This is a genomic window from Bacillus hominis (assembly GCF_030348325.1).
In the GTDB taxonomy this organism is placed as follows: domain Bacteria; phylum Bacillota; class Bacilli; order Bacillales; family Bacillaceae_G; genus Bacillus_A; species Bacillus_A hominis.
Window position 1 is genome coordinate 462,735 of sequence record NZ_JAUCFS010000005.1, and the last position, 26,667, is coordinate 489,401.

25 protein-coding genes are annotated in these 26,667 nt (G+C 35.3%); 20 read left to right on the forward strand and 5 right to left on the reverse strand.

What is annotated here, in order from left to right; translation table 11 throughout:
- Positions 1 to 70 precede the first annotated feature (70 nt).
- The 5 genes from pdaA to truA all read left to right on the forward strand — a co-directional run bounded on the left by pdaA (position 71) and on the right by truA (position 5,179).
- Positions 71 to 853 carry a delta-lactam-biosynthetic de-N-acetylase gene (gene pdaA, locus QUF93_RS04795; RefSeq protein WP_289358018.1) on the forward strand — a complete coding sequence of 261 codons (783 nt, stop codon included), beginning with the start codon at positions 71 to 73 and terminating at the stop codon, positions 851 to 853.
- Between the two features lie 59 nt (positions 854 to 912).
- Positions 913 to 1,776 (forward strand): DNA-3-methyladenine glycosylase family protein, encoded by an 864-nt coding sequence (locus tag QUF93_RS04800; protein WP_289358019.1) that lies wholly within the window; start codon positions 913 to 915, stop codon positions 1,774 to 1,776.
- A gap of 10 nt (positions 1,777 to 1,786) precedes the next feature.
- Positions 1,787 to 3,166, forward strand: coding sequence for a 23S rRNA (uracil(1939)-C(5))-methyltransferase RlmD (gene rlmD / locus QUF93_RS04805; protein WP_097811638.1), 1,380 nt, complete (start codon positions 1,787 to 1,789; stop codon positions 3,164 to 3,166).
- A 266-nt stretch (positions 3,167 to 3,432) separates the two neighbouring features.
- Complete coding sequence (locus QUF93_RS04810; protein ID WP_289358020.1) at positions 3,433 to 4,326, forward strand: S-layer protein; 894 nt, start codon at positions 3,433 to 3,435, stop codon at positions 4,324 to 4,326.
- Between the two features lie 115 nt (positions 4,327 to 4,441).
- On the forward strand, positions 4,442 to 5,179 hold the full coding sequence (truA, locus tag QUF93_RS04815) for a tRNA pseudouridine(38-40) synthase TruA (protein ID WP_289358021.1): 738 nt from the start codon (positions 4,442 to 4,444) through the stop codon (positions 5,177 to 5,179).
- A gap of 52 nt (positions 5,180 to 5,231) precedes the next feature.
- Here truA and QUF93_RS04820 read toward each other — a convergent pair whose 3' ends face one another.
- Both QUF93_RS04820 and QUF93_RS04825 read right to left on the reverse strand, forming a co-directional pair.
- On the reverse strand, positions 5,232 to 5,435 hold the full coding sequence (locus QUF93_RS04820; protein ID WP_289358022.1) for a hypothetical protein: 204 nt from the start codon (positions 5,433 to 5,435) through the stop codon (positions 5,232 to 5,234).
- A gap of 84 nt (positions 5,436 to 5,519) precedes the next feature.
- Positions 5,520 to 6,923, reverse strand: coding sequence for a sigma-54 interaction domain-containing protein (locus QUF93_RS04825; protein ID WP_289375218.1), 1,404 nt, complete (start codon positions 6,921 to 6,923; stop codon positions 5,520 to 5,522).
- A 302-nt stretch (positions 6,924 to 7,225) separates the two neighbouring features.
- Here QUF93_RS04825 and QUF93_RS04830 point away from each other — a divergent pair, with 302 nt between their 5' ends.
- From QUF93_RS04830 to QUF93_RS04840, 3 genes are all read left to right on the forward strand, one after another.
- On the forward strand, positions 7,226 to 7,480 hold the full coding sequence (locus tag QUF93_RS04830; RefSeq protein WP_000859491.1) for a biotin/lipoyl attachment domain-containing protein: 255 nt from the start codon (positions 7,226 to 7,228) through the stop codon (positions 7,478 to 7,480).
- 102 nt (positions 7,481 to 7,582) lie between these two features.
- On the forward strand, positions 7,583 to 9,004 hold the full coding sequence (locus QUF93_RS04835; protein WP_289358024.1) for an amino acid permease: 1,422 nt from the start codon (positions 7,583 to 7,585) through the stop codon (positions 9,002 to 9,004).
- Between the two features lie 106 nt (positions 9,005 to 9,110).
- The gene (locus QUF93_RS04840; RefSeq protein WP_289358025.1) at positions 9,111 to 10,385 is read left to right on the forward strand and encodes an acetylornithine deacetylase; all 1,275 of its coding nucleotides are present in this window, start codon (positions 9,111 to 9,113) and stop codon (positions 10,383 to 10,385) included.
- Positions 10,386 to 10,493: 108 nt separating this feature from the next.
- Here QUF93_RS04840 and QUF93_RS04845 read toward each other — a convergent pair whose 3' ends face one another.
- Positions 10,494 to 11,147 carry a helix-turn-helix domain-containing protein gene (locus QUF93_RS04845; RefSeq protein WP_002115910.1) on the reverse strand — a complete coding sequence of 218 codons (654 nt, stop codon included), beginning with the start codon at positions 11,145 to 11,147 and terminating at the stop codon, positions 10,494 to 10,496.
- A gap of 137 nt (positions 11,148 to 11,284) precedes the next feature.
- Here QUF93_RS04845 and QUF93_RS04850 point away from each other — a divergent pair, with 137 nt between their 5' ends.
- Positions 11,285 to 11,896, forward strand: coding sequence for a manganese efflux pump (locus tag QUF93_RS04850; protein ID WP_002115912.1), 612 nt, complete (start codon positions 11,285 to 11,287; stop codon positions 11,894 to 11,896).
- Between the two features lie 117 nt (positions 11,897 to 12,013).
- Positions 12,014 to 12,172 (forward strand): hypothetical protein, encoded by a 159-nt coding sequence (locus QUF93_RS04855; protein ID WP_000532411.1) that lies wholly within the window; start codon positions 12,014 to 12,016, stop codon positions 12,170 to 12,172.
- Positions 12,173 to 12,193: 21 nt separating this feature from the next.
- On the opposite strand, the gene QUF93_RS04860 is transcribed toward QUF93_RS04855, so the two are convergent.
- Positions 12,194 to 12,535, reverse strand: a complete 342-nt coding sequence (locus tag QUF93_RS04860) for a DUF3969 family protein (RefSeq protein ID WP_002115915.1) — start codon at positions 12,533 to 12,535, stop codon at positions 12,194 to 12,196.
- Positions 12,536 to 12,706: 171 nt separating this feature from the next.
- Positions 12,707 to 13,636, reverse strand: coding sequence for a glutaminase A (gene glsA, locus QUF93_RS04865; protein WP_088057426.1), 930 nt, complete (start codon positions 13,634 to 13,636; stop codon positions 12,707 to 12,709).
- Between the two features lie 323 nt (positions 13,637 to 13,959).
- On the opposite strand from glsA, the gene nagE reads away from it, so the two are divergent.
- From nagE to pflA, 10 genes are all read left to right on the forward strand, one after another.
- Positions 13,960 to 15,453, forward strand: coding sequence for an N-acetylglucosamine-specific PTS transporter subunit IIBC (gene nagE / locus QUF93_RS04870; protein WP_289358026.1), 1,494 nt, complete (start codon positions 13,960 to 13,962; stop codon positions 15,451 to 15,453).
- Between the two features lie 227 nt (positions 15,454 to 15,680).
- A complete protein-coding gene (locus tag QUF93_RS04875) occupies positions 15,681 to 16,949 on the forward strand; it encodes a serine hydrolase domain-containing protein (RefSeq protein WP_289375219.1) in 1,269 nt (422 codons plus the stop codon).
- Positions 16,950 to 17,286: 337 nt separating this feature from the next.
- A complete protein-coding gene (locus QUF93_RS04880; protein ID WP_289358028.1) occupies positions 17,287 to 17,688 on the forward strand; it encodes an LSm family protein in 402 nt (133 codons plus the stop codon).
- Positions 17,689 to 17,704: 16 nt separating this feature from the next.
- The gene (locus QUF93_RS04885; protein WP_215560877.1) at positions 17,705 to 17,899 is read left to right on the forward strand and encodes an LSm family protein; all 195 of its coding nucleotides are present in this window, start codon (positions 17,705 to 17,707) and stop codon (positions 17,897 to 17,899) included.
- A gap of 13 nt (positions 17,900 to 17,912) precedes the next feature.
- Positions 17,913 to 19,460: a glycosyltransferase family 2 protein gene (locus QUF93_RS04890; protein ID WP_289358029.1), complete on the forward strand. Its 1,548-nt coding sequence runs from the start codon at positions 17,913 to 17,915 to the stop codon at positions 19,458 to 19,460.
- Entirely contained in the window at positions 19,450 to 20,694 is a 1,245-nt protein-coding gene (locus tag QUF93_RS04895; protein WP_088057434.1) for a nucleotide sugar dehydrogenase, read from the forward strand. Before QUF93_RS04890 ends, QUF93_RS04895 begins: the two co-directional genes overlap by 11 nt.
- Complete coding sequence (locus QUF93_RS04900) at positions 20,691 to 21,656, forward strand: UDP-N-acetyl-alpha-D-glucosaminuronate decarboxylase (RefSeq protein ID WP_088057437.1); 966 nt, start codon at positions 20,691 to 20,693, stop codon at positions 21,654 to 21,656. The genes QUF93_RS04895 and QUF93_RS04900 overlap by 4 nt, the downstream gene beginning before the upstream one ends.
- Entirely contained in the window at positions 21,649 to 23,193 is a 1,545-nt protein-coding gene (locus tag QUF93_RS04905) for a glycosyltransferase family 2 protein (protein ID WP_289360958.1), read from the forward strand. The genes QUF93_RS04900 and QUF93_RS04905 overlap by 8 nt, the downstream gene beginning before the upstream one ends.
- A gap of 354 nt (positions 23,194 to 23,547) precedes the next feature.
- Complete coding sequence (pflB, locus tag QUF93_RS04910; protein ID WP_289358030.1) at positions 23,548 to 25,797, forward strand: formate C-acetyltransferase; 2,250 nt, start codon at positions 23,548 to 23,550, stop codon at positions 25,795 to 25,797.
- A 69-nt stretch (positions 25,798 to 25,866) separates the two neighbouring features.
- Positions 25,867 to 26,598 carry a pyruvate formate-lyase-activating protein gene (pflA, locus tag QUF93_RS04915; RefSeq protein ID WP_088057443.1) on the forward strand — a complete coding sequence of 244 codons (732 nt, stop codon included), beginning with the start codon at positions 25,867 to 25,869 and terminating at the stop codon, positions 26,596 to 26,598.
- Positions 26,599 to 26,667 lie beyond the last annotated feature (69 nt).

Sequence of the window (26,667 nt, forward strand, 5' to 3'; positions counted from 1 at the left end):
ATGTTTAGCATGAAAGAATGCACAGCAACAGAAACTACAGGTACGATTATATATGGAAAGGAGACTATTTATGAAATATAAATGGTTATATATAGGTCTCATTTTTTCAATTATGATGGCACTTGTTCCAGTTTCAACATTGGCTTATACAAATACTCCACATAACTGGGGGATTCCGCGTCCTAAAAATGAAACAGTACCAGATGCAGGGAAACTATATACGGATTTACTACAAAAAAATGGTGGGTTTTATTTAGGGGACACGAAGAAAAAAGATATTTATTTAACATTCGATAATGGATATGAGAATGGATATACAGGGAAAATCTTAGATGTATTAAAAGAGAAAAAAGTACCGGCAACTTTCTTTGTAACAGGGCATTATATTAAAACACAAAAAGATTTGCTATTAAGAATGAAGGATGAAGGACATATTATTGGAAATCATTCGTGGAGTCACCCTGATTTTACAACAGTCAATGATGCAAAACTTCGTGAAGAATTAACGAGTGTGACAGAGGAAATAAAAAAAGTAACTGGGCAAAAAGAAGTGAAATATGTACGTCCTCCGCGCGGCGTATTTAGTGAAAGAACATTAGCTCTTACGAAAGAAATGGGCTACTATAATGTATTTTGGTCACTTGCATTTCTTGATTGGAAAGTGGATCAGCAAAGAGGATGGCAATATGCGCATAACAATGTAATGACGATGATTCATCCAGGATCTGTTTTATTACTTCATGCAATATCAAAAGATAATGCAGAAGCACTTGCAAAAATCATTGATGATTTGCGCGAGAAAGGGTATCATTTTAAAAGTCTAGATGACTTAGTAAAAGGCAATCAACCGTAAGCATGTATGCTTGCGGTTTTCTCATGCTATAATGATGTGTAAAAAGGATGGGGAAACGTATGTGGAGCGAACATGTTACGTTAGAGTATCCGTATCATTTTGGAGAAGTATTAAAACGTTTATCTTTTGATCCTCTAAACGTCATTCAATTAGAAGAGCAAGTTATTTATGTCCCGCTTTTTATAGACGAGGAACAGATTGTTGTTCGCTTGCAGGGAATTGGTACTGTTCAGAATCCACAGTTTTGGATTTCTAGTCAGACAGGAGATCCAGAGAAAGTAATGAAACGAATGAGGTTCATTTTTCATTGGAATGATTCGTTTCAAGATATACAAAATCATTTTTTAAACACATCATTACGTCCACTATTTGAAATGTATGCCTATACTCCAATTATTTTAGAATTCGATTATTTCGCTTGTCTTCTTCGCTGTATCATTCATCAACAAATAAATTTGAAATTTGCTACTGTGTTAACAGAACAATTTGTAAAACGATATGGAACGGAGAAGAACGGTGTATTCTTTTTCCCCACTCCGGAAATAGTAGCAAATATTTCAATAGAAGAATTGAGAGAGCAGAAGTTTAGTCAGCGGAAGGCTGAATATATAGTAGGTTTAGCAAAAAGTATTGCCTGCGGTAAATTAGATTTAGCGAGTATAGAAACCAGGGCGGAAGAAGAGGTTTCGGCACAATTGTTACCAATTAGGGGGATTGGTGCATGGACAGTGCAAAACTTTTTAATGTTTGGGCTTGGACGAAAAAATATGTTTCCAAAAGCAGACATAGGAATTCAGCGCGCAGTGCAAGGTGTATTTCAATTAGATGATAAACCTGATGATGCATTTTTAGAAAACGTGAAACAAGAGTGTGAACCATACTGCAGTTATGCAGCGTTATATTTATGGAAAAGTATAGAGTAGAGGTGTAATAATGATACAAAAGCAACATGAGAGTAAGTTAGAAGTTGGTCAAACGTTCCCTGTGACAATTAAACGTCTTGGGATTAACGGAGAAGGCGTTGGTTATTTTAAGAGACAAGTTGTTTTCATTCCAGGGGCATTACCAGGAGAAGAAGTTGTTGCTGAAGCAACGAAAATTCAGCGTGGCTTCGCTGAAGCAAAAGTGAAAAAAGTTCGTAAATCATCACCACATCGTGTGAAAGCACCATGTTCAGTATATGAGGAGTGTGGTGGCTGTCAGTTACAACATTTAGATTATAAAGAACAATTAAATCAAAAGCGTGATATCGTTGTACAGGCATTCGAGAAGTACATGAATAACAGCCTGGAAGAGAAAATTCGTCCGACACTTGGTATGGAAAATCCATGGCACTATCGTAATAAGAGTCAATTACAAGTGGGGCGTAAAGACGAAAAGGTTATTACAGGATTATATAAACAAAACTCACATCAGTTAATTGATATTTCTCATTGTATGATTCAACATAAAGCAACGAATGAAGCGACAAAAGTTGTAAGACGTATATTAGAAAAATTAAATGTTTCTATTTACAATGAGAAAAAACAAAAAGGTTTAGTACGCACAATTGTGACACGTACGGCAGTTCAAACAGGGGAAGTACAAGTTACACTTATTACAACAAAAGAAGAATTACCAAATAAAGAACAGTTTATCGCAGAAGTACAAAAACAGATGCCAGCTGTTAAATCAATTATGCAAAACGTAAACTGGCGTAAAACATCTGTTATTTTCGGTGATAAAACATTTAAATTAGCAGGAAAAGAAGTAATTCAAGAAACACTTGGCGATTTATCATTTGAATTATCAGCACGTGCATTCTTCCAGTTGAATCCGGAGCAAACGGTTGTTTTATATGATGAAGCGAAAAAAGCAGCGGCTTTAACAGGAAATGAGAAAATTGTAGACGCTTATTGTGGTGTCGGTACGATTGGACTTTGGCTTGCGAATGATGCAGCAGAAGTGCGCGGTATGGATGTAATTCCAGAAGCAATTGAAGATGCAAAGAAAAATGCAAAACGCCACGGATTTACAAATACGAAATATGAAGCTGGTAAAGCGGAACAATGGTTACCAAAGTGGGTAAAAGAAGGATGGCGTCCAGATGTAATTGTTGTCGATCCACCACGTACAGGTTGCGATGATAAATTACTGGAAACGATTTTAAAAGTGAAACCGAAACAAGTTGTTTACGTGTCTTGTAACCCATCATCGTTAGCACGTGATGTGAACGCATTAATGAAGAGTTATGAAGTGGAATATGTACAACCAGTTGATATGTTCCCACATACAGCTCATGTGGAGAATGTAGTTAGATTAAAGTTGAAATAAGAAGGATTAAAAATGTTGATGTAGTTAACTGCATCAACATTTTTTGTTATATTAGCAGCTAGATTCAAGGTAATTACTTATCACGTTACATAATCAATATACATATTTTCTGTAGAGAGTATATGAGTTTTTCTTTCTAAATTCGAAATGAGTTTGTAAAAATATACAGTATTAAGATTGTATAGACCACTACGCTTTAATAAATTACAATATGTATGTATTATAGCGATTTTGCTATAGAAAATAAGCTAAAAGGGAGAAGATTTATGAAAAAATGGTTGGCATTATTTGTTTTTGGAATCGTTTCTTTATTCGCAACTTCTGCGTATGCGGAATCGTATGAAACAACAAAAACATTAAAAGTGTATGAAAGCCGCAGCTTTAATTCACCTGTGAAAAAAGAACTTCAGCCAGGAGAAAGAGTTTATGTTACAAATCGACATCCTAGTGGATGGTGGAGGTTTAGTGGAGGATTTATTGCACCTGAGGGTGCTCAAGTAGAAATTAATCGGACTTTTGAAGCTTTTGATTGGATTAATATGGACAGTGCGAAGCACATATTTGGTCCTCAAACTGTTATTGCACGTGATGGTACACTGAGAGGTGAAATTCTAATTGATACATATTTGGGGCAGAAGTGGACAAGTGTAAATGGAATGCCGCAAATAATGCAGCAGAATTTCGCAGCATACAGTAGCCCGGAAGCTAAAAACCCAGATGTTTGGTTCGCTCCACAAACAGTTAATATTTTGCAGACAAAAGAAAACGGTTGGTCTTTAATTAATACGTATTTAGGACCAAAGTGGATTGTTCGTTATCCACATGTGGAACATATTAATCGTGATTTTTATGGATACAATGAACCTAAGTACATGCATCACGGTGTGAAATTTTCAGCTCAATCTGTAAGAGTACTTCAACAAGGAGAAAATGGTTGGAAGAAAATCAAGGCTGATGTTGGAGAAAAATGGATTGCACCACAAGGGTCTTATTACTATGTACCAAATGTCTTTACAGCATTTGATCAACCTTTAGGTAGATCGATTGGAAGTTTTACACCACAAACGGTATTTGTAGTTGAAGAATCTACAACGTCATTTGGGTGGTTAAAGATTCGAACTTATTTAGGAGATTCTTGGATTCGTACGAATAGAAACTAGTAAATAGATTACTGTATTCCTTTTGGAATGAAGTAACAATATGTTATAGTTCCCTCATATGGCAAAGCTGTATGAGGGATTATATTTTTAGCCTATTAAAGGCAAGGAGAATACAATGAACAATTATAAATTAACAATTCAGTATGACGGTGCGCGTTATAAAGGGTGGCAGCGTCTTGGTAATAACGACAATACGATTCAAGGGAAAATCGAAAGCGTAATATCTGAAATGATCGGAAAAGAAATTGAAATTATCGGTTGCAGCAGAACAGATGCTGGTGTACATGCTTTAAATCAAGTAGCTAACTTTAAAAGTGATGAGAAGTTAGTAGAACATAAAGTGAAAAAGTATTTAAATCAATATTTACCAAATGATATTAGTATTACGAATGTAGAAGAAGTTTCAGATCGTTTCCATGCTCGTTACAACTCTAAGGCGAAAACATATCTTTATAAGATTTGGAATGAAGAGCATACGAACCCATTTATGCGTAAACACAGCATGCACGTGAATAAAAAATTAAATGTGGAAAGCATGAAAGAAGCTGCGAAACATTTAGTTGGTTCACATGACTTTACTGCTTTTTCAAATGCGAAATCAAAGAAAAAGTCTATGGTTCGAGAAGTATATACGCTTGAGGTTTTCGAAGAGGCAGGATTTGTACAAATTAGAGTAAGTGGTAATGGATTCCTTCATAATATGGTGCGGAAAATTGTTGGAGCATTAATTGAAGTTGGATTAGGACAATTAGATGCTGAAGCAATTCCAAACATTTTAGAGGAAAAACAACGTAATCAAATTAATTGCCTTGCTGAGGCGAGCGGATTGTATTTGGAGAGTGTTGAGTTTTAATAATAAGTAAAAAATCGAGCTGATTAGGCTCGATTTTTTTATCATTTTGGAATTAAGAAGATTTCTCTTTCTTCATACGTAGCTTTAAATTCCAAAAAGCAGCAAGCATAATAGCTGCAAAGGAGCCGCTAATTGTACCTAAGAGCTTTGCATAAGGTAAGCTGCTCATATCAGCATTAATGAATAACATCATACATAGAACGGCTGGGAGAAGGTATAAGTATTGTAATAACTTTAACTTAGTATCATTACTCATATATATAGCCCCTTTCTAGCATGTTACATGTATATTTTAATATATTCTTCCAAATAATTATTTGCACTTGGAGAAAGATTCATTTCATATGTGTAAATGCAATTTTTTAATTCGATATTGTAAGTTTTGTCTGCTCAATCCTAAAAATTTTGCGGCTTGTGAGATATTACCTTTATTTTCTTTAAGAATTTGATGGATATATTTCTTTTCCATTTCTTCGATTAAACGTTTTAAAGTTTGTGGCGTATCAGTATTGTGACTAGTTAGCGAAGTCTGCATATTGAGTTCCTTTTTTGCTAGTTCGCGAAAGTGCGTTGGCATATGGAACGCTGTTATGATATCTTCATCTTCTATTAAGTTCATGGAGCCTTCAATTATATGTTCTAGTTCTCTCACATTACCAGGCCAATCATATTTATAGAAGAAGTTATTTACGTTTAAATCTACATCTTTTACGCTAAGATTAAATTGGATATTGTATTTTTCAATAAAGTGTTGAACAAGATATGCAATATCTTCTTTTCGTTCCCGTAAAGGTGGAAGACATAGAGTAACAACGCTTAATCGGTAATATAAGTCTTGTCTTAAACGATTGTGTGCTATGGCTTCAAGAGGATCTTCATTAATAGTTGCTATAATACGAACATCAATTTCTTTTTCTTGTGTGCCTCCAATTCTTCGTATTGTTTTTTCTTGTATAGCCCGCAGCAATTTAGCTTGAAGTGTTGGACTTAATGAGTTGATCTCATCTAACAACAAAGTCCCACCGTTTGCTTCTTCAAATAAACCAGTTTTATCTATTGCTCCTGTAAAAGCACCTCGATTTGTACCAAATAGTAGACTTTCCATTAAGGTTTCTGGTATAGCGGCACAGTTTTGCGAAATAAATGGTTTTGTTGAACGCTGGCTTTCATTATGGATGCTTTGCGCAAATAGCTCTTTACCGGTCCCTGTTTCCCCGATGATAAGTATGGAGGATGGCGTACGTATTACCCTTCTTGCTTCTGTAATGACCGATTGAATCGCTTTAGAATCACCAATTATGTGATCAAAGGTAAACTTAGTATTTTGTTTGCGAGAAAGGTTCGTTTTCATTGTTTGCTTTAAATGACTAATCTCTTTTGAAATTTCAATAGCGCCTTTAATTTTTCCATTTTCTATTATAGGAAAAGTATCGTTAATCGTCGTAATTTCTTGCCCTTTATTGTTAAAATACGTTTGTTTTATATTTTTGTTTGTTTTTCCAAGTTTTAATGCCTCTATAAGAGTACTATTTTTATTTTCTTCAAATGCAAATACGTCTAAAGGACTTTTATATAGCACATCTAAGCGGTCCATTGATTCAATTTCCATCATTTTACGGTTATAGATAATCGTTTTACTTTCCTCATTAATAATATGAATCCCGATATCGAGTTCATTGAGTAAAGTTTCATATAACATATTCATTTCAATAATTTGCTTAAAATTAATTTCTTCTGTATGCATGTATCATCTTCTCCTCGTTTTACCCTATGAAGACTGACTCTTTATAATTTTATTAAAATTCCAACAAAATCGCAAAATTTTTTTGCTATTTTTCTTTTAAAACTTTTAAAACGATAGAAAAATTTTGCGGTTATGTAGATTTTTTTGTACGAAATCTTAATTTTCACATAGATATTGGGATTGGTACGTATCTTGCATAAATAGTAATTGAAATCTCTAAATTGAAGGGGTGGGTGGATTAGAACTTTTCATAGGGTATGCGACATTTCAGTGCAAATTAATTAAGAGGAGGAATTTATCAAGTGAAGACGGTTATAGAAGGCGTGTATAGTCCTTGTTACGGGAAAGTAGAGAAATTATTTGTTACTGAAAGTTCTTACGTATATGAGTGGGAGAAATTAGCGTTAATTGAAACAATAGATAAACAGAAAGTAGAAATTAAGGTAGGAATCAGTGGTTATATCGAATCGTTAGAAGTGATAGAAGGACAAGCTATCGCTGATCAAAAACTATTAATAACAGTAAGGGACGACCTTTTGATAACAGGTAGTGATTAATGTAAGTGATATGTATTTTGCTCTTTTAAATCATTATTTTTTACTACAAAAATAAAAACGCTTACATTAAATGGGTTTACAAAGTGAAAAGGGGGGATTTATATGATGGATCAAAATCAAGGATTAAAAAGGGAATTGAAAAGCAGGCACATATTTATGATTGCACTTGGAGGAGTTATTGGTACTGGTCTTTTTTTAGGATCTGGTTATACAATTCATGAAGCTGGGCCTGGAGGAGCGATTGTAGCATATCTTGTCGGAGGATTTGTTATGTATTTAACGATGCTCTGTCTAGGGGAGTTAGCAGTTGCGATGCCTGATGCAGGGTCTTATCAAACATATGCTACAAAGCACATTTCTCCTGCAGCGGGTTATGTAGTAGGGTGGATGTCTTGGTTAAACTGGTCCGCTACGATAGGTATTGAATTAATTGCAGTTAGTATTTTAATGAAACGCTGGTTTCCAGACGTATCATCATGGATTTGGTGCGTAGTGTTTGCGGCGTTACTTTTTGCTATTAATGCATTATCTTCGAAAAGTTTTGCGGAAGTTGAATTCTGGTTTGCAAGTATTAAAGTAATTACAATTATTGCATTTATTATTTTGGGCGGGGCAGCAATGTTTGGCTTTCTAGATATGAAAGGAAATGAACCAGCACCGATGTTTTCTAGTTTTACTGATTATGGTGGGTTGTTTCCAAATGGATTATCAGCAATTTTAATTACAATGATTGCAGTTAATTTTTCCTTCCAAGGAACAGAACTAGTTGGAATTGCAGCTGGTGAGAGTGAAAATCCAGAGAAAACTATCCCGAAGGCAATTAATAATACAGTTTGGCGCATACTCGTTTTCTTCGTACTATCTATTTTTATTCTTGCGGGACTATTTCCTTGGCAGCAAGCAGGCGTGATAGAAAGCCCATTCGTAGTCGTATTTGATAAAATTGGTATTCCTTATGCGGCTGATATTATAAATTTTGTTATTATTACAGCGGTACTATCAGTTGCAAATTCAGGATTATATGCAACTTCCCGTATGCTATGGTCCATGTCTAATCAAGGAATGATTAGTCCGATTTTTGGTAAGTTATCTAAAAACGGTGTTCCTATTTATGGGTTGATTGTAAGCACAATTGTCGGGTGTCTCTCATTACTATCAGGTATTTATGCGGAAGATACAGTTTATTTATGGCTGCTTTCAATTGCAGGGTTCGGAGCAATATTAGTTTGGGCATCTATTGCTCTTTCTAATTTATTAGCTAGAAGGACATATTTGAAGCAGGGCGGGGATATTAAGGACTTAAAATTTAAAACACCATTGTATCCCTATGTTCCACTTCTTGCGTTAGTATTAAATTTAACAGTAATTGTTGGCATGGCTTTTATTCCGGAACAAAGAATGGCGTTGTATTGTGGTATTCCATTTATGATTGTTTGTTTACTGTTTTACCGTGCTACAAAAAATAAGAGAAACAAAATAGAATATGTTGAAAAGGTAAATACAACAGAAGCAGAAAGCTTATAACTATATTCGAAACTTATGTTGAATTTAGAGACTGTATAATTGTAAACAGTCTCTTTTTTTGTGAAAATAAAGCTGGAAACATACTGTATGCAAAGGGGAGTTATTGATGAATCCAGAAGTTTCACAGTTGTTAAAACAAATAGATTCAAGGAAAGAAGAATTACTAGAACTTACAAAAACATTAATTCGTTTTGAAACACCAGCACCACCAGCGAGAAATACCAATGAAGCGCAAGAATTTGTTGCAGAGTTTCTAAAAAAACGAAATTTTAGTATTGATAAATGGGATGTATATCCGAATGATCCGAATGTTGTTGGAGTCAAAAAAGGAGTAGAAAGTGAGTCCTACAAAAGTTTAATTATTAATGGCCATATGGATGTAGCTGAAGTATCGGTAGATGAGGTGTGGGAAACAAATCCGTTTGAGCCGTTTATAAAAGACGGTTGGTTAGTTGGGAGAGGCGCGGCAGATATGAAAGGTGGACTAGCTGGAGCGTTATTTGCTATTCAGCTTTTACAAGAAGCTGGCATTGGATTACCTGGAGATTTAATATTTCAATCGGTAATTGGGGAAGAAGTTGGGGAAGCTGGTACACTTCAATGCTGCAAAAGAGGTTATGATGCTGATTTTGCGGTAGTAGTGGATACGAGTGATTTACATATGCAAGGACAGGGTGGCGTAATTACTGGATGGATTACTGTGAAAAGCCCGCAAACGTTTCATGATGCAACACGTAGACAAATGATACATGCTGGAGGGCGTCTATTTGGAGCTAGTGCAATTGAAAAAATGATGAAAATTGTTCAAAGCTTACAAGAATTAGAGCGTCATTGGGCAGTCATGAAAACATATGAAGGCTATCCATCTGGAACAACAACAATTAATCCTGCTGTCATTGAAGGAGGGCGTCATGCGGCATTTATTGCGGATGAATGCAGGTTATGGATTACGGTTCACTTTTATCCAAATGAAACGCATGAACAAATAATAGAAGAAATAGAAGAGTATTTAGGAAAAGTGGCAGCAGCAGATCCATGGTTAAGCGAGAACCCACCACAATTTAAGTGGGGCGGAGAATCAATGATTGTTGATCGAGGTGAGATTTTTCCTTCTTTAGAAGTAGATAGTAATCATACAGCTATTCAGAAGCTAAGTTCTGTACATGAATCTATATTACAGAAAATCGCAATTTTAGATATGTCTGCTACAGTAACTGATGGTGGCTGGTTTAGTGAGTTTAACATTCCAGCTGTTATTTACGGACCAGGTACATTAGAAGAAGCTCATTCAATAAATGAGAAAGTTGAAGTTGAACAGTTAATTGAATTTACAAAAGTAATAACAGCGTTCATATATGAATGGTGTCATACGAAAAAATAAGAAAATAGTTTGATTGTTGAATCGTGCGAGTAAGTATGCTTGTACGATTTTTTTGTAACTATTTCAGAGGTGGATAAATTCAATATCTGAAATAGCTTGTTATGCTTTTTATGTTCTTCGTTTGACTTTAATTAATTTCTCTTTAGCTAATTCAACGGCAATTGCATCATCTAAATAGCCAATCGGAAAAAGATAATCGGGGATAATGTCTGTTGATAAAATGAAATATAGTAAGGCACCCCCAATAATTGCACGTTCTTCGTTTGAAATGGTTTCTGTACAAAATTGTTGGTACATACTTGTTAATTGTTCAATGAAAGGGCCGGCACTATCAATTTGTTCTAGTTTACTTTTGAAACTCTCGTGAATACGTTTTTCGCCTTCAGTAGTTTGGGCATAGCGCTCGTAATTTTCAAGTTCTTGTTTCACACGAGTTGTTGTGTACTCGAAGTCGAATAGGTTAGAGGATTGTAATGTTTGCTGAATTGTATCGAGAGATGTGTACATATCTGCTTTTTCCTTATTTATGTGTGGAGAGTCAGGGTACATTTCATCAAGTAATAATTGCGGTGGAACTTGTAGACATTTTGCGAATTTTTGTAAATGGTTTTGCTTCGGTTGTTGTTTGCCATTAATTATTCTTGAAATTGTTGCGGGATCAATATTTGTCAGTGTTCCTAGTTGGCGCATAGATAGAGCGCGCTCCTTTACCAGTTTCTTTATTAATTTACCGAGCCTCTCATTTGGATTTTCATTGGGCATAATGTAGGCACTCCTTTTCTATTGTCTATCGTTGAAAAAATGTTGAGCATTTATTACAAGTATATGAAACAGACAGGCACAGTTGCTCAACATTTTCATAATATGCATTGAAAAGTGAGAAAAGGGGTGACTGTACGATGAGCACGGCAAGTTTATTTTCAATTTTTTTAATCGGAATTGCGTCTAATTTAGATAATGCAGGTGTTGGGATTGCGTATGGTATTCGTAAAATTCGAATTTCGTGGTTTAACAATTTTATCATCGCATTTTTTGGATTTTCATTTACTTTACTAGCTGGATTTTTTGGGAATTGGATTGCATTATATATTTCGGAGTTTACAGCAAACCTTGTTGGGGCAATTGTTTTAGGGATAATCGGGGTGTTTATTTTATGTCAGCCTTTCTTGAGTCAAAAAGACACCTTAGGATCTAAAGATGGTAGTGTACTTATGGGGATTTTGCGTGATCCAGAAAAAGCAGATTTTGATGGTTCTAAAACAATTAGTTTTTCTGAAGCAATTGTATTAGGAGTTGCATTATCCATAAATAATATTGCAGGTGGATTTGATGCGGGAGTAACAAATTTAAACCTTTGGCTTACGGCATGTATTTCTGGGGTGTTTAGTTTTATTTGTATTAGTGGTTTTGCGTATGTGGGAAAACGATTTTTAGCTGAATACTTAGGGAAATGGGCGACGATAATTGCAGGAGTGTTATTAATTCTTATTGGGATCGATCAGTTGTTGTAAGGAGAATAGAAAACAAGATTCGAGTATTTCCTTGGAAATACAGCAAGGGGTTGCATATATCGACGTACTTTTTTCCATACTAATACGGATTTCTTTTAAAGAAAGGGGGGGATCCGTATGGGACGCGGGAAAGCATTTGATCATAAGAAAAAAGGGCATGATCATCAACCACCTAAAGGTGCGTTCATTCATAAAGATGTAAATGAACATACTTTAGAAGAGGAAGAGCTACCAGTAAATATTGAAACGTATAAAAATAGTTTGAAAAAACATTAAAAGCACCTATATAGGTGCTTTTTAGCGTATATCTTCAATTAATTGTTCCGATTCTTCATGCATACTGTATTCACTTAACACTTGGATGCAAAGCCATTTTAATTCCTCGATAGTATGCTCAAGTTCTTCAGGAAGCACATGATGAATGTCTTCAAGTCCCATCCCGAAATGAATAAGTTCAAGTACTTGATCATCGATGTTCCGATCCATTAATAGTTCAAGTACTTCTAAGTTGAATATGTATCGGTGAGCTTCGTCGAGTGAAACAACTTTTAGCTTTAAGCTTTCTACAATACTCAATATAAAAAGAAGAATTGTTTTTTCAAGAACAGGTTGTTTCGCCATTTGAAATATGAGTTTCATCTTTTACACCTCCACATATAGCGCTAGGTTGTACTATATTATTCAGGGAGGGGGAGCAAATATGCATAATAAAGAGAAACTTTCAGTACTGTTTTTATAAGGTTCTTGATGAGCAGTAATAATGAATTTTTCGTAAAAAAAATCCTGCTATATTAGCAGGAGAACACTCAATTAAAAAATGCTCCAACCTTCTTGCGCAGAAAGAAGTTCAAGAATTTTAAAACCAGCGATACTATTTCCGTTTGCGTCTAAAGCCGGTCCGAAAATGCCAATCCCCATCTCGCCTTTTACGCAGCCAAAAATACCACCAGCTACACCACTTTTTGCAGGGATTCCAACACGAATTGCAAATTCACCAGATTCATTATACATCCCGCAAGTAACCATAAATGTTTTACAGATTTTCGTAATATGTTTAGGGATGATCTGTTTCTTTTTATATGGATCATATCCATCCATTGCAAAAATTAAGCCAATACGTGCTAAATCGATACAGTTTACTTCAACTGCACATTGGCGAGTGTATAAATCCATAAGTTCTTCAATATCACAATCGATAATTCCGTTTTGTTTCATATAGTAACAAAGTGAACGGTTTAAGTAAGCAGTCTCTAATTCTGAATTGGCAACTTTAGAAGAATAATTAATAGTAGGATTATCTGTTATTTCACGTACAAAATGAAGTATATGATCCATTTTTTCTTCGTTATCTTTTCCTGCTAACATGCTTGTAATAGCTAGTGCTCCTGCATTAATCATTGGATTAAGAGGTTTGGAAGGACTTGTAGTTTCTAACTTAATAATAGAATTGAAAGGGTCACCAGTTGGCTCCATTCCAACTTTAGAAAATACATATTCTTCACCACGATCTAAAAGTGCAAGTGCAAGTGTAATTACTTTGGAAATACTTTGAAGAGTAAATAGTGTTTGTGAGTTGCCAGCATGGATATATTCTGTTTCTTTATGGAAAATGGCAATCCCTAAATCATCTGGATCTGCATTTCCTAGTTCGGGGATATAAGTAGCAAGTTTTCCTTTTTTCGTATATGGTTTTACTTGTTCTAACAACTGCTGTAAGTTGTTTGTTTCAATGCACTGCATAGTACCAACGCTCCTATTTCGAATTAACTAAGTTTACTTTTCCCGATATGCTCGGAAATAAATAATAACATGAAAAAGTGGAATGATAAAACGAAAGTTACATGTTCTATAGTGAGTCGTTCGTTCAGATTATACTGTATTGAAAAAGGAGAATTTTCCTTTTATATAACAGTTTGGAAATAGAAAACTTATCCATAAAAAGTTCGGAAATAAAAACTACACATCTATACAACTATATGTTATTATGGTTATGTAATGGAAAGCGTTTTCTAAAGCGTACTTATAATGATAACGATTTCATAAATTTGATAGGGGGAATTAAAATGTTGCAGTTTTTACAACGTATTGGTAAAGCGTTAATGCTTCCAATCGCAGTACTACCAGCAGCAGGATTATTGCTTCGTTTAGGACAAGAAGATGTATTTAATATTCCTGTTATGGCACAGGCCGGTGCAGCAATTTTTGATAATTTAGCACTTATTTTTGCAATTGGTGTTGCAATCGGTTTGTCTATTGATGGTAGTGGAGCAGCAGGACTTGCTGGGGCAATCGGATATCTTGTTTTACAAAATACAACGAACGCTCTAAGTAAGGCATATTCAGCAGCAGAGCTGAATGATAAATTAAAAAGTGTTCAGGATTTAGTCGGTTCAGCAGATCCAACTAAATTAGCAGATACAATGACAAAAGTTTCAAAAGCAGCGGCGTTAACACCAAAAATAAATATGGCCATACTTGGTGGTATTATTGCTGGGGTTGTTGCCGGATTACTATATAACAAATTCCATAAGATCAAATTACCAGAATGGTTAGGTTTCTTTGCAGGGAAACGTTTCGTACCAATCATTACTTCTATTGTAATGCTTCTTTTAGGATTAGTATTCGGTCAAATTTGGCCAACAATTCAAAGTGGTATTGATGCGGTAGCACACGGCATCGTGAACTTAGGTTCAGTTGGTGCTGGTTTATTCGGATTATTAAACCGTTTATTAATTCCAATCGGTTTACACCATGTAATGAACACATACTTCTGGTTTGTACTTGGTGACTTTACAAACGCAGCTGGTGATATCGTTCATGGTGATATTGCACGCTTCTTTGCAAAAGATCCATCAGCAGGTATGTTTATGACTGGTTTCTTCCCAATTATGATGTTCGGTTTACCAGCAGCATGTTTCGCAATGATTGCAGCTGCTAAACCAGAAAAACGTAAAATGGTTACAGGTATGTTAGGTGGTCTAGCATTAACTTCATTCTTAACTGGTATTACAGAACCGATTGAATTCTCATTCATGTTCTTATCTCCAGTACTATATGGTATTCATGCTGTATTAACTGGTCTTTCTTTATTCATTACAACAACACTTGGCATTCATGATGGTTTCTCATTTAGTGCCGGTGCAATCGATTACGTTTTAAACTTTGGTATTGCAACAAAACCAGTATTGCTAGCGGGAATAGGTTTAATTTACGCAGCAATTTACTTTGTAGTATTCTACTTCTTAATTAAGAAGTTCGACTTGAAAACTCCTGGTCGTGAAGATGACGATGAGTTAGCTGAAGAGGGTGATGCACCAGTTGCAGGTTCAATTGGTGAAACTTACGTAGCAGCTTTAGGTGGAAAAGAAAACTTAACAGTTATTGATAACTGTGCAACACGTCTACGCCTACAAGTGAAAGATGCTGGTCAAGTAAATGAAGCAGCATTAAAGCGTGCTGGTGCAAAAGGTGTTATGAAATTAAGTAACACAAGTGTACAAGTTATCGTAGGTACAAATGTGGAATCTGTTGCCGATGATATGAAAAAACACGTATAAATAATTAGATAAGAGGGTATCCCAAAAGATTGATAACATCAGTTTTTTAGAGGATATCCTCTTTTTTGATGTTAAACATTTAACGGGAATCTTACTTTTGTAAATTTTCTTTTTCTTTTTTGTACATATAGGTTGGTAATATGTGCAGTGCGTGATAAAGTAGGGATGATATAGAATGGAGTATCTATAATCTACTAAAATAAATCTTTAGTAGAGGAAGTAAATTATTGGTGAGTAAGGGGAAAAAGGCAATCATGGATCAGGAAAAAAATAATGCGAATGGGAAAGCACGTCGGCCGATTGTATACATAAAAAGAACAATCATTCTCGTCTTACTATTTTCAATTGTATATTTCATGTATACAAAAATTGTTGCGCATAATAAGAAAGAAGAAACTTTAAAAGCGGCAGCAGAAATGAAGAAACAAGAAGAGCTAAAAAAGGAAGAAGAAAAAAAGAAACAAGAAGCACAAAAACAAAAAGAGCTGGAAGAACAAGTGAAGCAAGCGCAAGTTGCAGAGCAGCCTGCTGAAGGACCACCTCAAGAAATTAATGAAAACGCTCAATTGGATCAATATTTACAGAGCGCAGGATTTAGTGGGACAGCTGTTATTGTGAAGAACGGGAAAGTTCTTTTGAATAAAGGGTACGGTATGGCGAATAAAGAGAAGCAAGTACCGAATAATTCAGAGACGACTTTTTATATTGGCTCTATTTCAAAGGCGTTTGTAGCGACCGCTATTATGCAATTAAAAGATCAAAATAAGTTACAAGTAGAGGATACGGTTGCAAAGTATATTCCAGATTTTCCTCAAGGTAATAGCATTCAGCTAAAACATCTATTAACACATACATCAGGGATTCCAGAATATGAGCAGGGAACAGAGGACATTTCTCATGAAGAATTGATAAAACGAATAGGAAACCAAAAGCGTGTTGCAGGTCCAGGAGAGAAATGGAAGTATTCAGATTCGAACTACTCTATACTTGCTTACATTGCCGAGAAGGTAAGTGGACAGTCGCTCGAAGAATATATTAAACAACATATTTTTGCTACTGCGGGTATGAAACATTCTGGTTTTGGTAAAGCATTAGAACAAACAAGGTTCCCATCGACAGGTTATAAAATAGTAAATAACAATATGACAACACCTAATATTCCAAGTATGTCACAACTATATGGTTGTGGTGATATATATACAAGTGCACATGATTTATATTTATTTAATGAAGCACTCTTTTCTGGAAAGTTAATTTCAAAAGAGAGTTATGATCAAATGTTTACAGCTGTGAAAAAGGATTACGGATTTGGCTGGTACGTGGATCCAGGCAGTTATTCAAATCATGGTGTAATGCCAGGTTGGAATTGCTTAAATGGACTTAGTAAAAATGGTAGTGTGTATGTTGTTTTATTATCTAACATTCAAAACAACATTAAATCATTTGGTAAAGTGAATAACGACATTTATACGATGTTACGAAATATTGAAGTGTAAGAGACTATCCCTTTTGGATAGTCTTTTTTGTATTGAGAACGTATATATAATGTGATAATAAAATAAACGGAAAAAGGAAGGTGAGTATACATAAGTATCATGCACATAATGCGAAACGAATTTTTTTATTACAGTGCAGCTGCCATTATTACAATTGAAAATTAAAATATATATAAAGATAGATGGAACACTATCTATCTTTATTATGTGATTAGAAAATATTGTTTCTTTGAAAAATGTATGTCTTACCTATCACAAAAAAAGCCTGCTTTGTATACATTAAGATGTATAGATGTAAATTTATATACTGTAATATTAATAGGAGGAGAAGAAGCATATGTGTCTGTTCAGAAAATATTGGTATAAATTATCCAAATTGTTTAATAGACAATTAGGTTATTTTTTAGATGACAAGTTACTGCCTGCCGTGGAACGACTTTTATTTTCACAAAACTTCGCGAGATTTATTCAAAGAAATTCCAAACAAGCTACGGAAGAGTTTATTGAATCAAATCAATTTCAATCCATTATTTGTAACATTTTAAAAGAATGTAATACATCACCTTTTAAAGAAATTGCAAAGCAGTATTTAGGTAAAAACGTGGAAATTACTGTGACAGTTGGACAGTTAACAGGTGTTATTGTAGCAGTTGGTGACGATTTCTTAACACTGCAAGAAGGAGCAGGAACAGAAGTTTTATTACCATTTACAAGTATTATATCAATTAAAGAAGCGTAAGAAAGGAGACTTATATATGTTATTTACTGATGAATTGCGTAACCATGTTGGTGAACTAGTGCAAGTTGTTACAGCGGTTGAAATTGTTGTGGGCATTCTTTTATCTGTGACGGATGGGGCAGTAAGCGTTCGTACATCTCCTTCTTATGGACCACCTGAAGATGTACTTGTGCGTATTCCTATTATTGCTTATGTTCGTTTGGAAGGGTAAGAGTGATACAAGTATGAGAATATCAGTTGTTATTCCAGCGCATAATGAAGCAAGTACTTTATCACAAGTTTTAGTAGAAGTGGAGAAGCTCGAGCCGTATGAAATTATTGTGGTAGATAATGGATCAACAGATGGAACGAAGGAAGTCGCATTACAGCATAGTTGCCATGTAATTTATTATAAACATTCTCTTGGCAATGATGTAGGAAGGGCAATTGGAGCTAGAGAAGCAAAAGGTGAAATTGTATTGTTTTTAGATGGTGATATCGTCATTGATAGTAAAGAACTACAACGTTTCGTGAAAGGAATTCAGCATGGGCATCAAATTGTTGTGAATAATTTAACATGGTCCGTTTATTTAAAGATGAGACCACATTATACGACAGTTGGAAAATTCATGTTGAATCGTTATTTGAATAAAAAAGAGCTTGTTGTTGGTTCTTTAATCGCAATTCCACATGCGATGAACCGGGAAGTTATCGAGAGACTTGGATGGTGGAATTTAGCAGATCCCGCATTATTTCAAGCGATGGCGATGTCTAGAAGAGTAGATATTGTTGATATGGCTTCGGTCGATGTAATTCACACGAATAAGGTTCGTCCTGTGCATACTGGTACATCACCTGGTTCTCCTTATCCGAAAGCGACTAGTCGTATTATGGGTGATCATTTGCGTGCTTTGCAATACGTAATCGAAACATATGGTAAACGCGGCGGTTTTTCGGAGGGAAACAGGGATAGAGAGTTTATAGGGAAGTATAAACCAGTTTTATTACAACGGAAAAAAGCGAAATACAGTGCGATTATACCAGTATCAGAAGAAAGAATGACTATAAGATCTGTCATACAAGAAGTGAAAAAAGCAGGAGTAGATGAAATTATAGTTGTTGCGAATGGAGCAGATGTGGAGACAATTAAACAAGCAAAACTAGAGAATGTTATTGTCCTTGAATTTTCAAAAGCACTTGGGCATAATGTGGCAAGAGCAATAGGAGCCATGCATGCTACGGCTGATATTTATTTATTTTTAGATGGTGATTTTGTGATTGACGCGAAAGATCTAGTTCCATTTTTACATGCTGTAGAAGTTGGAAATGATGTTGCATTAAATGACTTGCAGTGCTTATTGGATATGTTTCATCCCACAGATCCAATTAGTATGGGGAAATATTTCGTGAATTTAGTAGCAAAACGACCAGACTTATGGAACAACTCATTAACAGCAGTACCACATGCTATGCATAAAAAAGTAATAGAGAAGATTGGATACGAGGCCCTCGTTATTCCACCGTTAGCTCAAATGAAAGCTATTTTAGCTAATTTTTCTATAAGAGCAATAGATTTTGTTGATGTTATAAAACCGAACCGTATACGTCCAGAACAACATGGATTTGTAAACGGACGAATTCCTGCATTCGATCGTATTTTCGGAGATCAGCTTGAGGCGATTGCTTATTTATTACAATATACAGACGAGCGTGGAAGTTTTACAGATGGAGAAAGGGATAGAGATATAATACTACAATTGAGAAGGGAAGAAGAGAATATAGATGAATGCTAGTAGTAAAGTAACCATTATTGGATTAGGATATGTTGGCCTTCCTTTAGCCGTCCTTTTTGCAGAAAGAGGACATGCTGTACTTGGATTAGATAAGGATACTAGGAAAATAGAATCAATTATAAAAGGAGAAAGTTATATTCCTGATGTGTCTTCTAAAGTATTACAAGGCTTAATAAACGAAAAAAAAATAATAGTGAATACACCAGATAAAGGTGTTGCGGATTTTAAGCATAGCGATTATGTCATTGTGACCGTGCCGACTCCAATTAAGGAGCAGAAAGAACCAGATTTAAGTGCCCTCATTTCAGCCTCCCATTATATACAACAAAACCTTCAAAAAGGACAAACCTTCATTTTTGAAAGCTCCACATATCCAGGTACACTGGAGGAAGTTATCATTCCTATTATTTCTCAAACAGGTAAAAAGGTAGGAGAAGATTATTATATTGGCTATTCACCAGAGCGAATTGACCCAGCGAATAGTCAGTATTCAGTCCAAACTATTCCAAAAGTTATTAGTGGGCAAACAGAAAAGTGTAAGCAAAAAGTACAGGATTTGTATAGCACTATATTTGATATGGTTGTTCCAGTTAGCTCCCCGAAAGTAGCAGAGATGTGTAAGCTATTTGAAAATATTCAGCGTTTAGTTAATATTTCATTAGTAAATGAGTTAAATATACTTTGTGAAAGTTTAGGAATTGATTTTTATGAGGCACTTGAAGCAGCATCTACAAAACCGTTTGGATTTACCTCATATTGGCCAGGACCAGGGATAGGAGGACATTGTATTCCAGTAGACCCTTTATATTTTCAGTGGAGAATAAAAAAGAGTGGAGCAATTAGTCAATTAATTGAGGCTGCACATGTAATTAATGAAGAAATGCCAGAGAAAATAATTGGGAAAGTAAAAGGTGTGGTGCAATCACCCGCAACGGTTTTAATTGTAGGGATTGCATATAAGAAAGATATAAATGATTTGAGAGAATCACCAGCGTTGCCAATTATTCAATTATTAATAAAAGAAGGATACAAGATAGAATATCATGATCCGTATATTTCTACAGCGAAAATGGGAGATACACTATATCAATCCGTTCCATTAGATGAACAAAGAATTAAACAAGCAGATTGTATTTTAATTGTAACGGATCACTCTAGTATCGATTGGAATCTTTTTAAAGGGATTGAGCGATTAATAGATACACGTGGAATTGTAAAAAAGGTGAGTGTATGAGTAAAAAATATTTAATTACAGGTGGAGCAGGATTTATTGGTTCGCATTTAGCTGAAGAATTGGTGGAAAGAGGCTATGAGGTCACTATTGTTGATAATTTCTATAAAGGGAAAAATAAATATCATAATGAATTAATGCAAGATATACGTGTTATTCCAATAAGCGTTTTAGATAAAAGTTCAATTTGTGAATTAGTGAATCAACATGATGTGGTGTTTCATTTAGCTGCGATTTTGGGAGTCAAAACTACAATGGAAAAAAGTGTAGAGCTTATTGAAACAAATTTCGATGGAACGAGAAATATTTTACAAGCAGCGCTAAAAGGAAAGAAGAAAGTAGTTTTCGCATCTACTTCGGAAGTATACGGAAAGGGAAAACCTCCATTCTTTGAAGAAGGAGATCGTTTATACGGTGCAACTTCCAAAATACGTTGGAGTTATGCAGTTTGTAAAACGTTAGAAGAAACATTATGTTTAGGGTACGCATTAGAAGGTTTACCTGTAACGATTGTTCGTTATTTTAATATTTATGGCCCAAGAGCGAAAGATGGTCCGTACGCAGGAGTAATTCCACGGTTTATTCGTGCGGCTTTGCAAGGTGACGATATTCTCGTGTATGGAGATGGACGGCAGACACGTTGCTTTACGTATGTAAGTGATGCGGTAGAGGCAACGATTCGTGCAATGGATGAAAAGGTAAATGGTGAAATTATTAATATAGGTTCTGAGAATGAAAAAAATATAAGGGAAGTAGCGGAAGATATAAAAAAAATAACGAAGTCTTCTTCAAAAATTGTGCACGTTCCATTTGAGGCAGTATATCCACATGGATTTGAAGAAATTCCAAATCGAAAGCCGGATGTAACGAAATTAAGAGAACTTGTTCAGTTCCAAGCGACAGTAACGTGGGAACAAGGATTGAAAGAAACTATTAAGTGGTTTCGTGAAGAAAACAATGGCTAAGTCGTTATCGATTATTATTCCCGTATGTAATGAAGGAGATACGATTTCAGACGTAATTCAATCGGTAATTCCATTAAATCCAGTAGAGATTATTGTAGTAGCAAATGGTTGTAACGATGATACAGAAGCTTTCGCTGAACGTTTAGGATGTAAAGTAATCCAGTATAAAGAGTCACTTGGTAACGACGTTGGACGTGCAGTCGGCGCAAAACACGCGATAGGTGATGTATTACTATTTATAGATGGGGATTTTGCTATTCCAACTTCAAAATTACAATTATTTCTTAATCCAATTTTACATGATCAGGCTGACATCGTTTTAAATAATTTGGACGCATTATTTTTAAAGAAACAAAAACCACATTCCATTACAATATGGCGCCAAATATTAAATGCAATGTTAGAACGTGAAGAATTAAAAATTGATTCTTTATTATCTGTACCTCATGCGTTGACCAAAGAAGTCGTTCAAAGTATTGGATATGAATGTTTTGTTAATCCTATTGTGGCTCATTTACGTCTAGCACAAAGTAAATGGAGAATTAGTCGCCATTGTGCAATTGACGTTATTACGCCGAATAAATTTCGGCCGACCGAGCATGCTGCATACGGCACGAATCTTTCTCATTCCGAAAAACGAATGATAGGCGATCATATAGAGGCTGTAGCAGAGAGGATATTAGGCAGTGATACGCGCGGGGGATATTGCGATGGAAATAGGAAAAGAGATAGTGTCTATCATACTCTAAATTTTGAAGACTTTTATCAAGGGTGGGGCATTACATCTAATTTGTATAAAGGACAGCAATTATCGGTTATTATTCCTGTGCAAAATGAAGAGATGACGATTGGAAAGATTATAGAAGAGCTTCGCAAAATTGAACCATCGGAAATCATCGTTGTTGTAAATGGTTCGTCCGATAAAACGGCAACAATTGCAAAAGACAAGGGAGCAACAACAATTGTGTATAAAGAAGCACTTGGAAACGATGTGGGGCGTTCACTTGGAACGTATTTTGCAAAAGGAGAAATTGTGTTATTTATAGACGGTGATTTTATTATTCCAGCTAGTGAGCTATACCCCTTTGCAAAAGCTATTGCAGATGGAACGGATGTCGCATTAAATGATTTAAATCATTATTTAGATTTGAGAGTACCACTTCATCTTGTAACAGCATTTAAATATGCATTAAATTTAGCTTGTGATAGAAAAGATTTAGGAGTAGGCTCTCTTATTGCTGTACCTAATGCATTTAGCCGGACGTGTTTGAAATCAATTGGGTATAGATCTTTACTGTCACCTTGCGTAGCGCAAGTGAAAGCTATTCTTTCAGGATTCGAAATTGCATGTGTAAGTCGTGTTGAGGTCGATAAGATGAACCGTATTCGTCCCAGTGAACATTTTGCGAAAATAGGTCATCCTCCAGCTGTCCTTCGAATTATTGGTGATCATATAGAAGGGCTAGAGGAAGTAATTGCAATACAAGGTAGACGCGGGGGATTTTACGATGGAAATAGAAATAGAGGAGCTATATAGAGCTTCTATCTTATTATGAAAAGAAGTGTACCTAATCGGTACACTTCTTTTCAATCTGTCATAAGGCTATAACAGATTGGGAGATAAGAGTATTACAGCTCTACAATGGTTATCGTTCTTATATTACAATATAGGACTCGTACATAAGGATGCCAAAAAAATACAATTAAAGAAAGGGTGAATTATAAAGACTTTTAAATAAAGTTAACACTATGAGTGTAGTAGTTTGTTCAACATTTCACAAACATGTCACAACTATTTCGTCCACTTCCGAAAAAAAGTAGTATTCTAAGTGTGTAAGCTGTTATATAAAAAATCTTAGTCCTGTACTAATCAAAAATGGAGGAGATTAGGATGACTCAAGTATTAGAAAATGTAAAAAACGCGTGGGAAAACTTTAAAGGTGAAAAATGGAAAGCAGAGATTGATGTTCGCGATTTCATTTTAAATAATGTAAACGTTTTCGAAGGAGATGAATCTTTCTTAGCGGAAGCAACTGAAGCAACGAAAAAACTTTGGGATCAAGTAATGGATTTAACAACGAAAGAACGTGAAAATGGTGGCGTTCTTGATATGGATACAAAAATTGTTTCTTCTATTACATCACATGAACCAGGATATTTAAATAAAGATATTGAAAAAGTAGTCGGTTTCCAAACTGATAAACCATTTAAACGTTCTTTACAACCATATGGTGGTATTCGTATGGCGGAACAAGCTTGTGAATCTTATGGATACGAAATGGATAAAGAACTTAGTAAGATTTTCAGAGACTGGCGTAAAACTCATAACCAAGGTGTATTTGATGCATATACACCAGAAATGAAAGCGGCTCGTAAATCAGGTGTTATTACTGGTCTTCCAGATGCATATGGACGTGGACGTATTATCGGTGATTATCGCCGCGTAGCGTTATATGGTATAGATCATTTAATTGAAGCGAAAAAAGCTGATTTTAATTTAACTGGTGGTGTAATGAGCGAAGATACAATGCGTTTACGCGAAGAATTATCTGAGCAAATGCGTGCACTTCAAGAGTTAAAACAGATGGCTGCTTCTCATGGATTCGATATTTCTAAGCCTGCTACAAATGCACAAGAGGCTTTCCAATGGCTATACTTTGCTTATCTTGCAGCAATTAAAGAGCAAAACGGGGCAGCAATGAGTCTTGGACGTACATCTACATTCTTAGATGTTTACATTGAAAGAGATTTAGCAAATGGTACTTTAACAGAAGAAGAAGCACAAGAAATTGTTGACCATTTCATTATGAAATTACGTCTTGTGAAATTTGCAAGAACACCTGATTACAATGAACTATTCTCTGGAGATCCAACTTGGGTAACTGAATCTATCGGTGGTATGGCATTAGACGGTCGTCCGTTAGTAACAAAAAACTCATTCCGTTTCTTGCATACATTAGATAATTTAGGACCAGCACCAGAACCAAACTTAACAGTTCTTTGGTCTAAACAATTACCGCAAAACTTTAAAAACTATTGTGCGAAAATGTCTATTAAAACATCAGCAATTCAATACGAAAATGATGACATTATGCGTCCTGACTACGGTGATGACTACGGTATTGCTTGTTGTGTATCTGCAATGAGAATTGGTAAACAAATGCAGTTCTTCGGAGCACGTGCAAACTTAGCGAAAGCATTACTATATGCGGTTAACGGTGGTAAAGATGAAAAATCAAAAGCACAAGTTGGTCCTGAGTACGCACCAATTACTTCTGAAGTATTAGATTATGAAGAAGTTATGCGCAAATTCGATATGACAATGGAATGGTTAGCGGGTCTATACTTAAACACATTAAATGTTATCCACTACATGCACGATAAATACAGCTACGAACGTATTGAAATGGCACTTCATGATACAAATGTTCTTCGTACAATGGCAACAGGTATCGCTGGATTGTCTGTAGTAGCAGACTCATTAAGTGCAATTAAATACGCAAAAGTAAAACCAATTCGTGATGAGAATGGTATTGCCGTGGACTTTGAAATCGAAGGAGATTTCCCTAAATACGGTAACAATGATGATCGTGTAGATGAAATCGCAGTAAACCTTGTGAAAACATTTATGAACAAGCTTCGCAAACATAAAACATACCGTAATTCTGTTCATACAATGTCAATCTTAACAATCACATCTAACGTTGTATATGGTAAGAAAACTGGTAACACTCCAGATGGACGTCGTACTGGAGAACCATTTGCACCGGGTGCAAACCCAATGCATGGCCGCGATACAAAAGGTGCATTAGCGTCATTATTATCTGTAGCTAAATTACCATATGAAGATGCACAAGATGGTATTTCAAATACGTTCTCTATTATTCCAAAAGCACTTGGTAAAGAAGATGATGTACAAGTACGCAACTTAGTATCTATGCTTGATGGATATGCAATAAAAGAAGGACACCACTTAAATATTAACGTATTTAATCGTGAAACATTAATGGATGCAATGGAGCACCCTGAAAAATATCCACAATTAACAATTCGTGTATCTGGTTACGCTGTTAACTTTATTAAATTAACTCGTGAACAACAAATTGATGTAATTAACCGTACAATGCATGAAAGCATGTAAGTGAAAAAAGTGTCCCTCCGCTTTTAATATATAGCGGAGGGAGGCTGTTTCAATAAAGGAGGAAGTAACATGGTAAAAGGAAGAATACATTCTGTAGAGTCTTGTGGTACTGTTGATGGCCCAGGGATTCGTTATGTCATATTTACACAAGGGTGTTTATTACGTTGTCAATATTGTCATAATGCTGATACATGGGAAATCGGTAAAGGTAAAGAAATAACAGTTGAAGAAGTGATGCAGGATGTGACATGTTACCTTCCATTTATTGAAGCTTCTGGAGGCGGTATAACAGTTAGCGGTGGAGAGCCACTATTACAGCTAGACTTCTTAATTGATTTGTTTAAAAAGTGCAAAGAAGCTGGTATCCATACAACAATCGATTCTTCTGGCGGTTGTTATTCTGAAGAACCAGAATTCCAAAATAAGCTAGATATTTTAATGGAGTATACAGATTTAGTTTTATTGGATTTGAAGCATATTGATTCAAAGAAACATCGCAAATTAACAGGGAAACCAAATGAACACATTTTACAATTTGCTCGTTATTTATCGGATAAAAAGAAACCAATTTGGGTAAGACATGTATTGGTTCCCGGTGTTACCGATGGTGAAGAGGATCTACAAAAATTATCAAGCTTTATTCAAAGTCTATCTAATGTTAAGAAAGTGGAAGTGTTGCCATATCATAAACTAGGTGTTTATAAATGGGAGGCACTTGGACATAAGTATCCACTTGCGGATGTGAATCCACCGACAGAAGAAAATGTAGAGCATGCGAAACATATTTTAAAAGCAGTCTAATCCAAATATTGGATTAGACTTTTTGTTTCTTTATAATAAAATCTAGAGTATATATTCAGAACAGAGTAT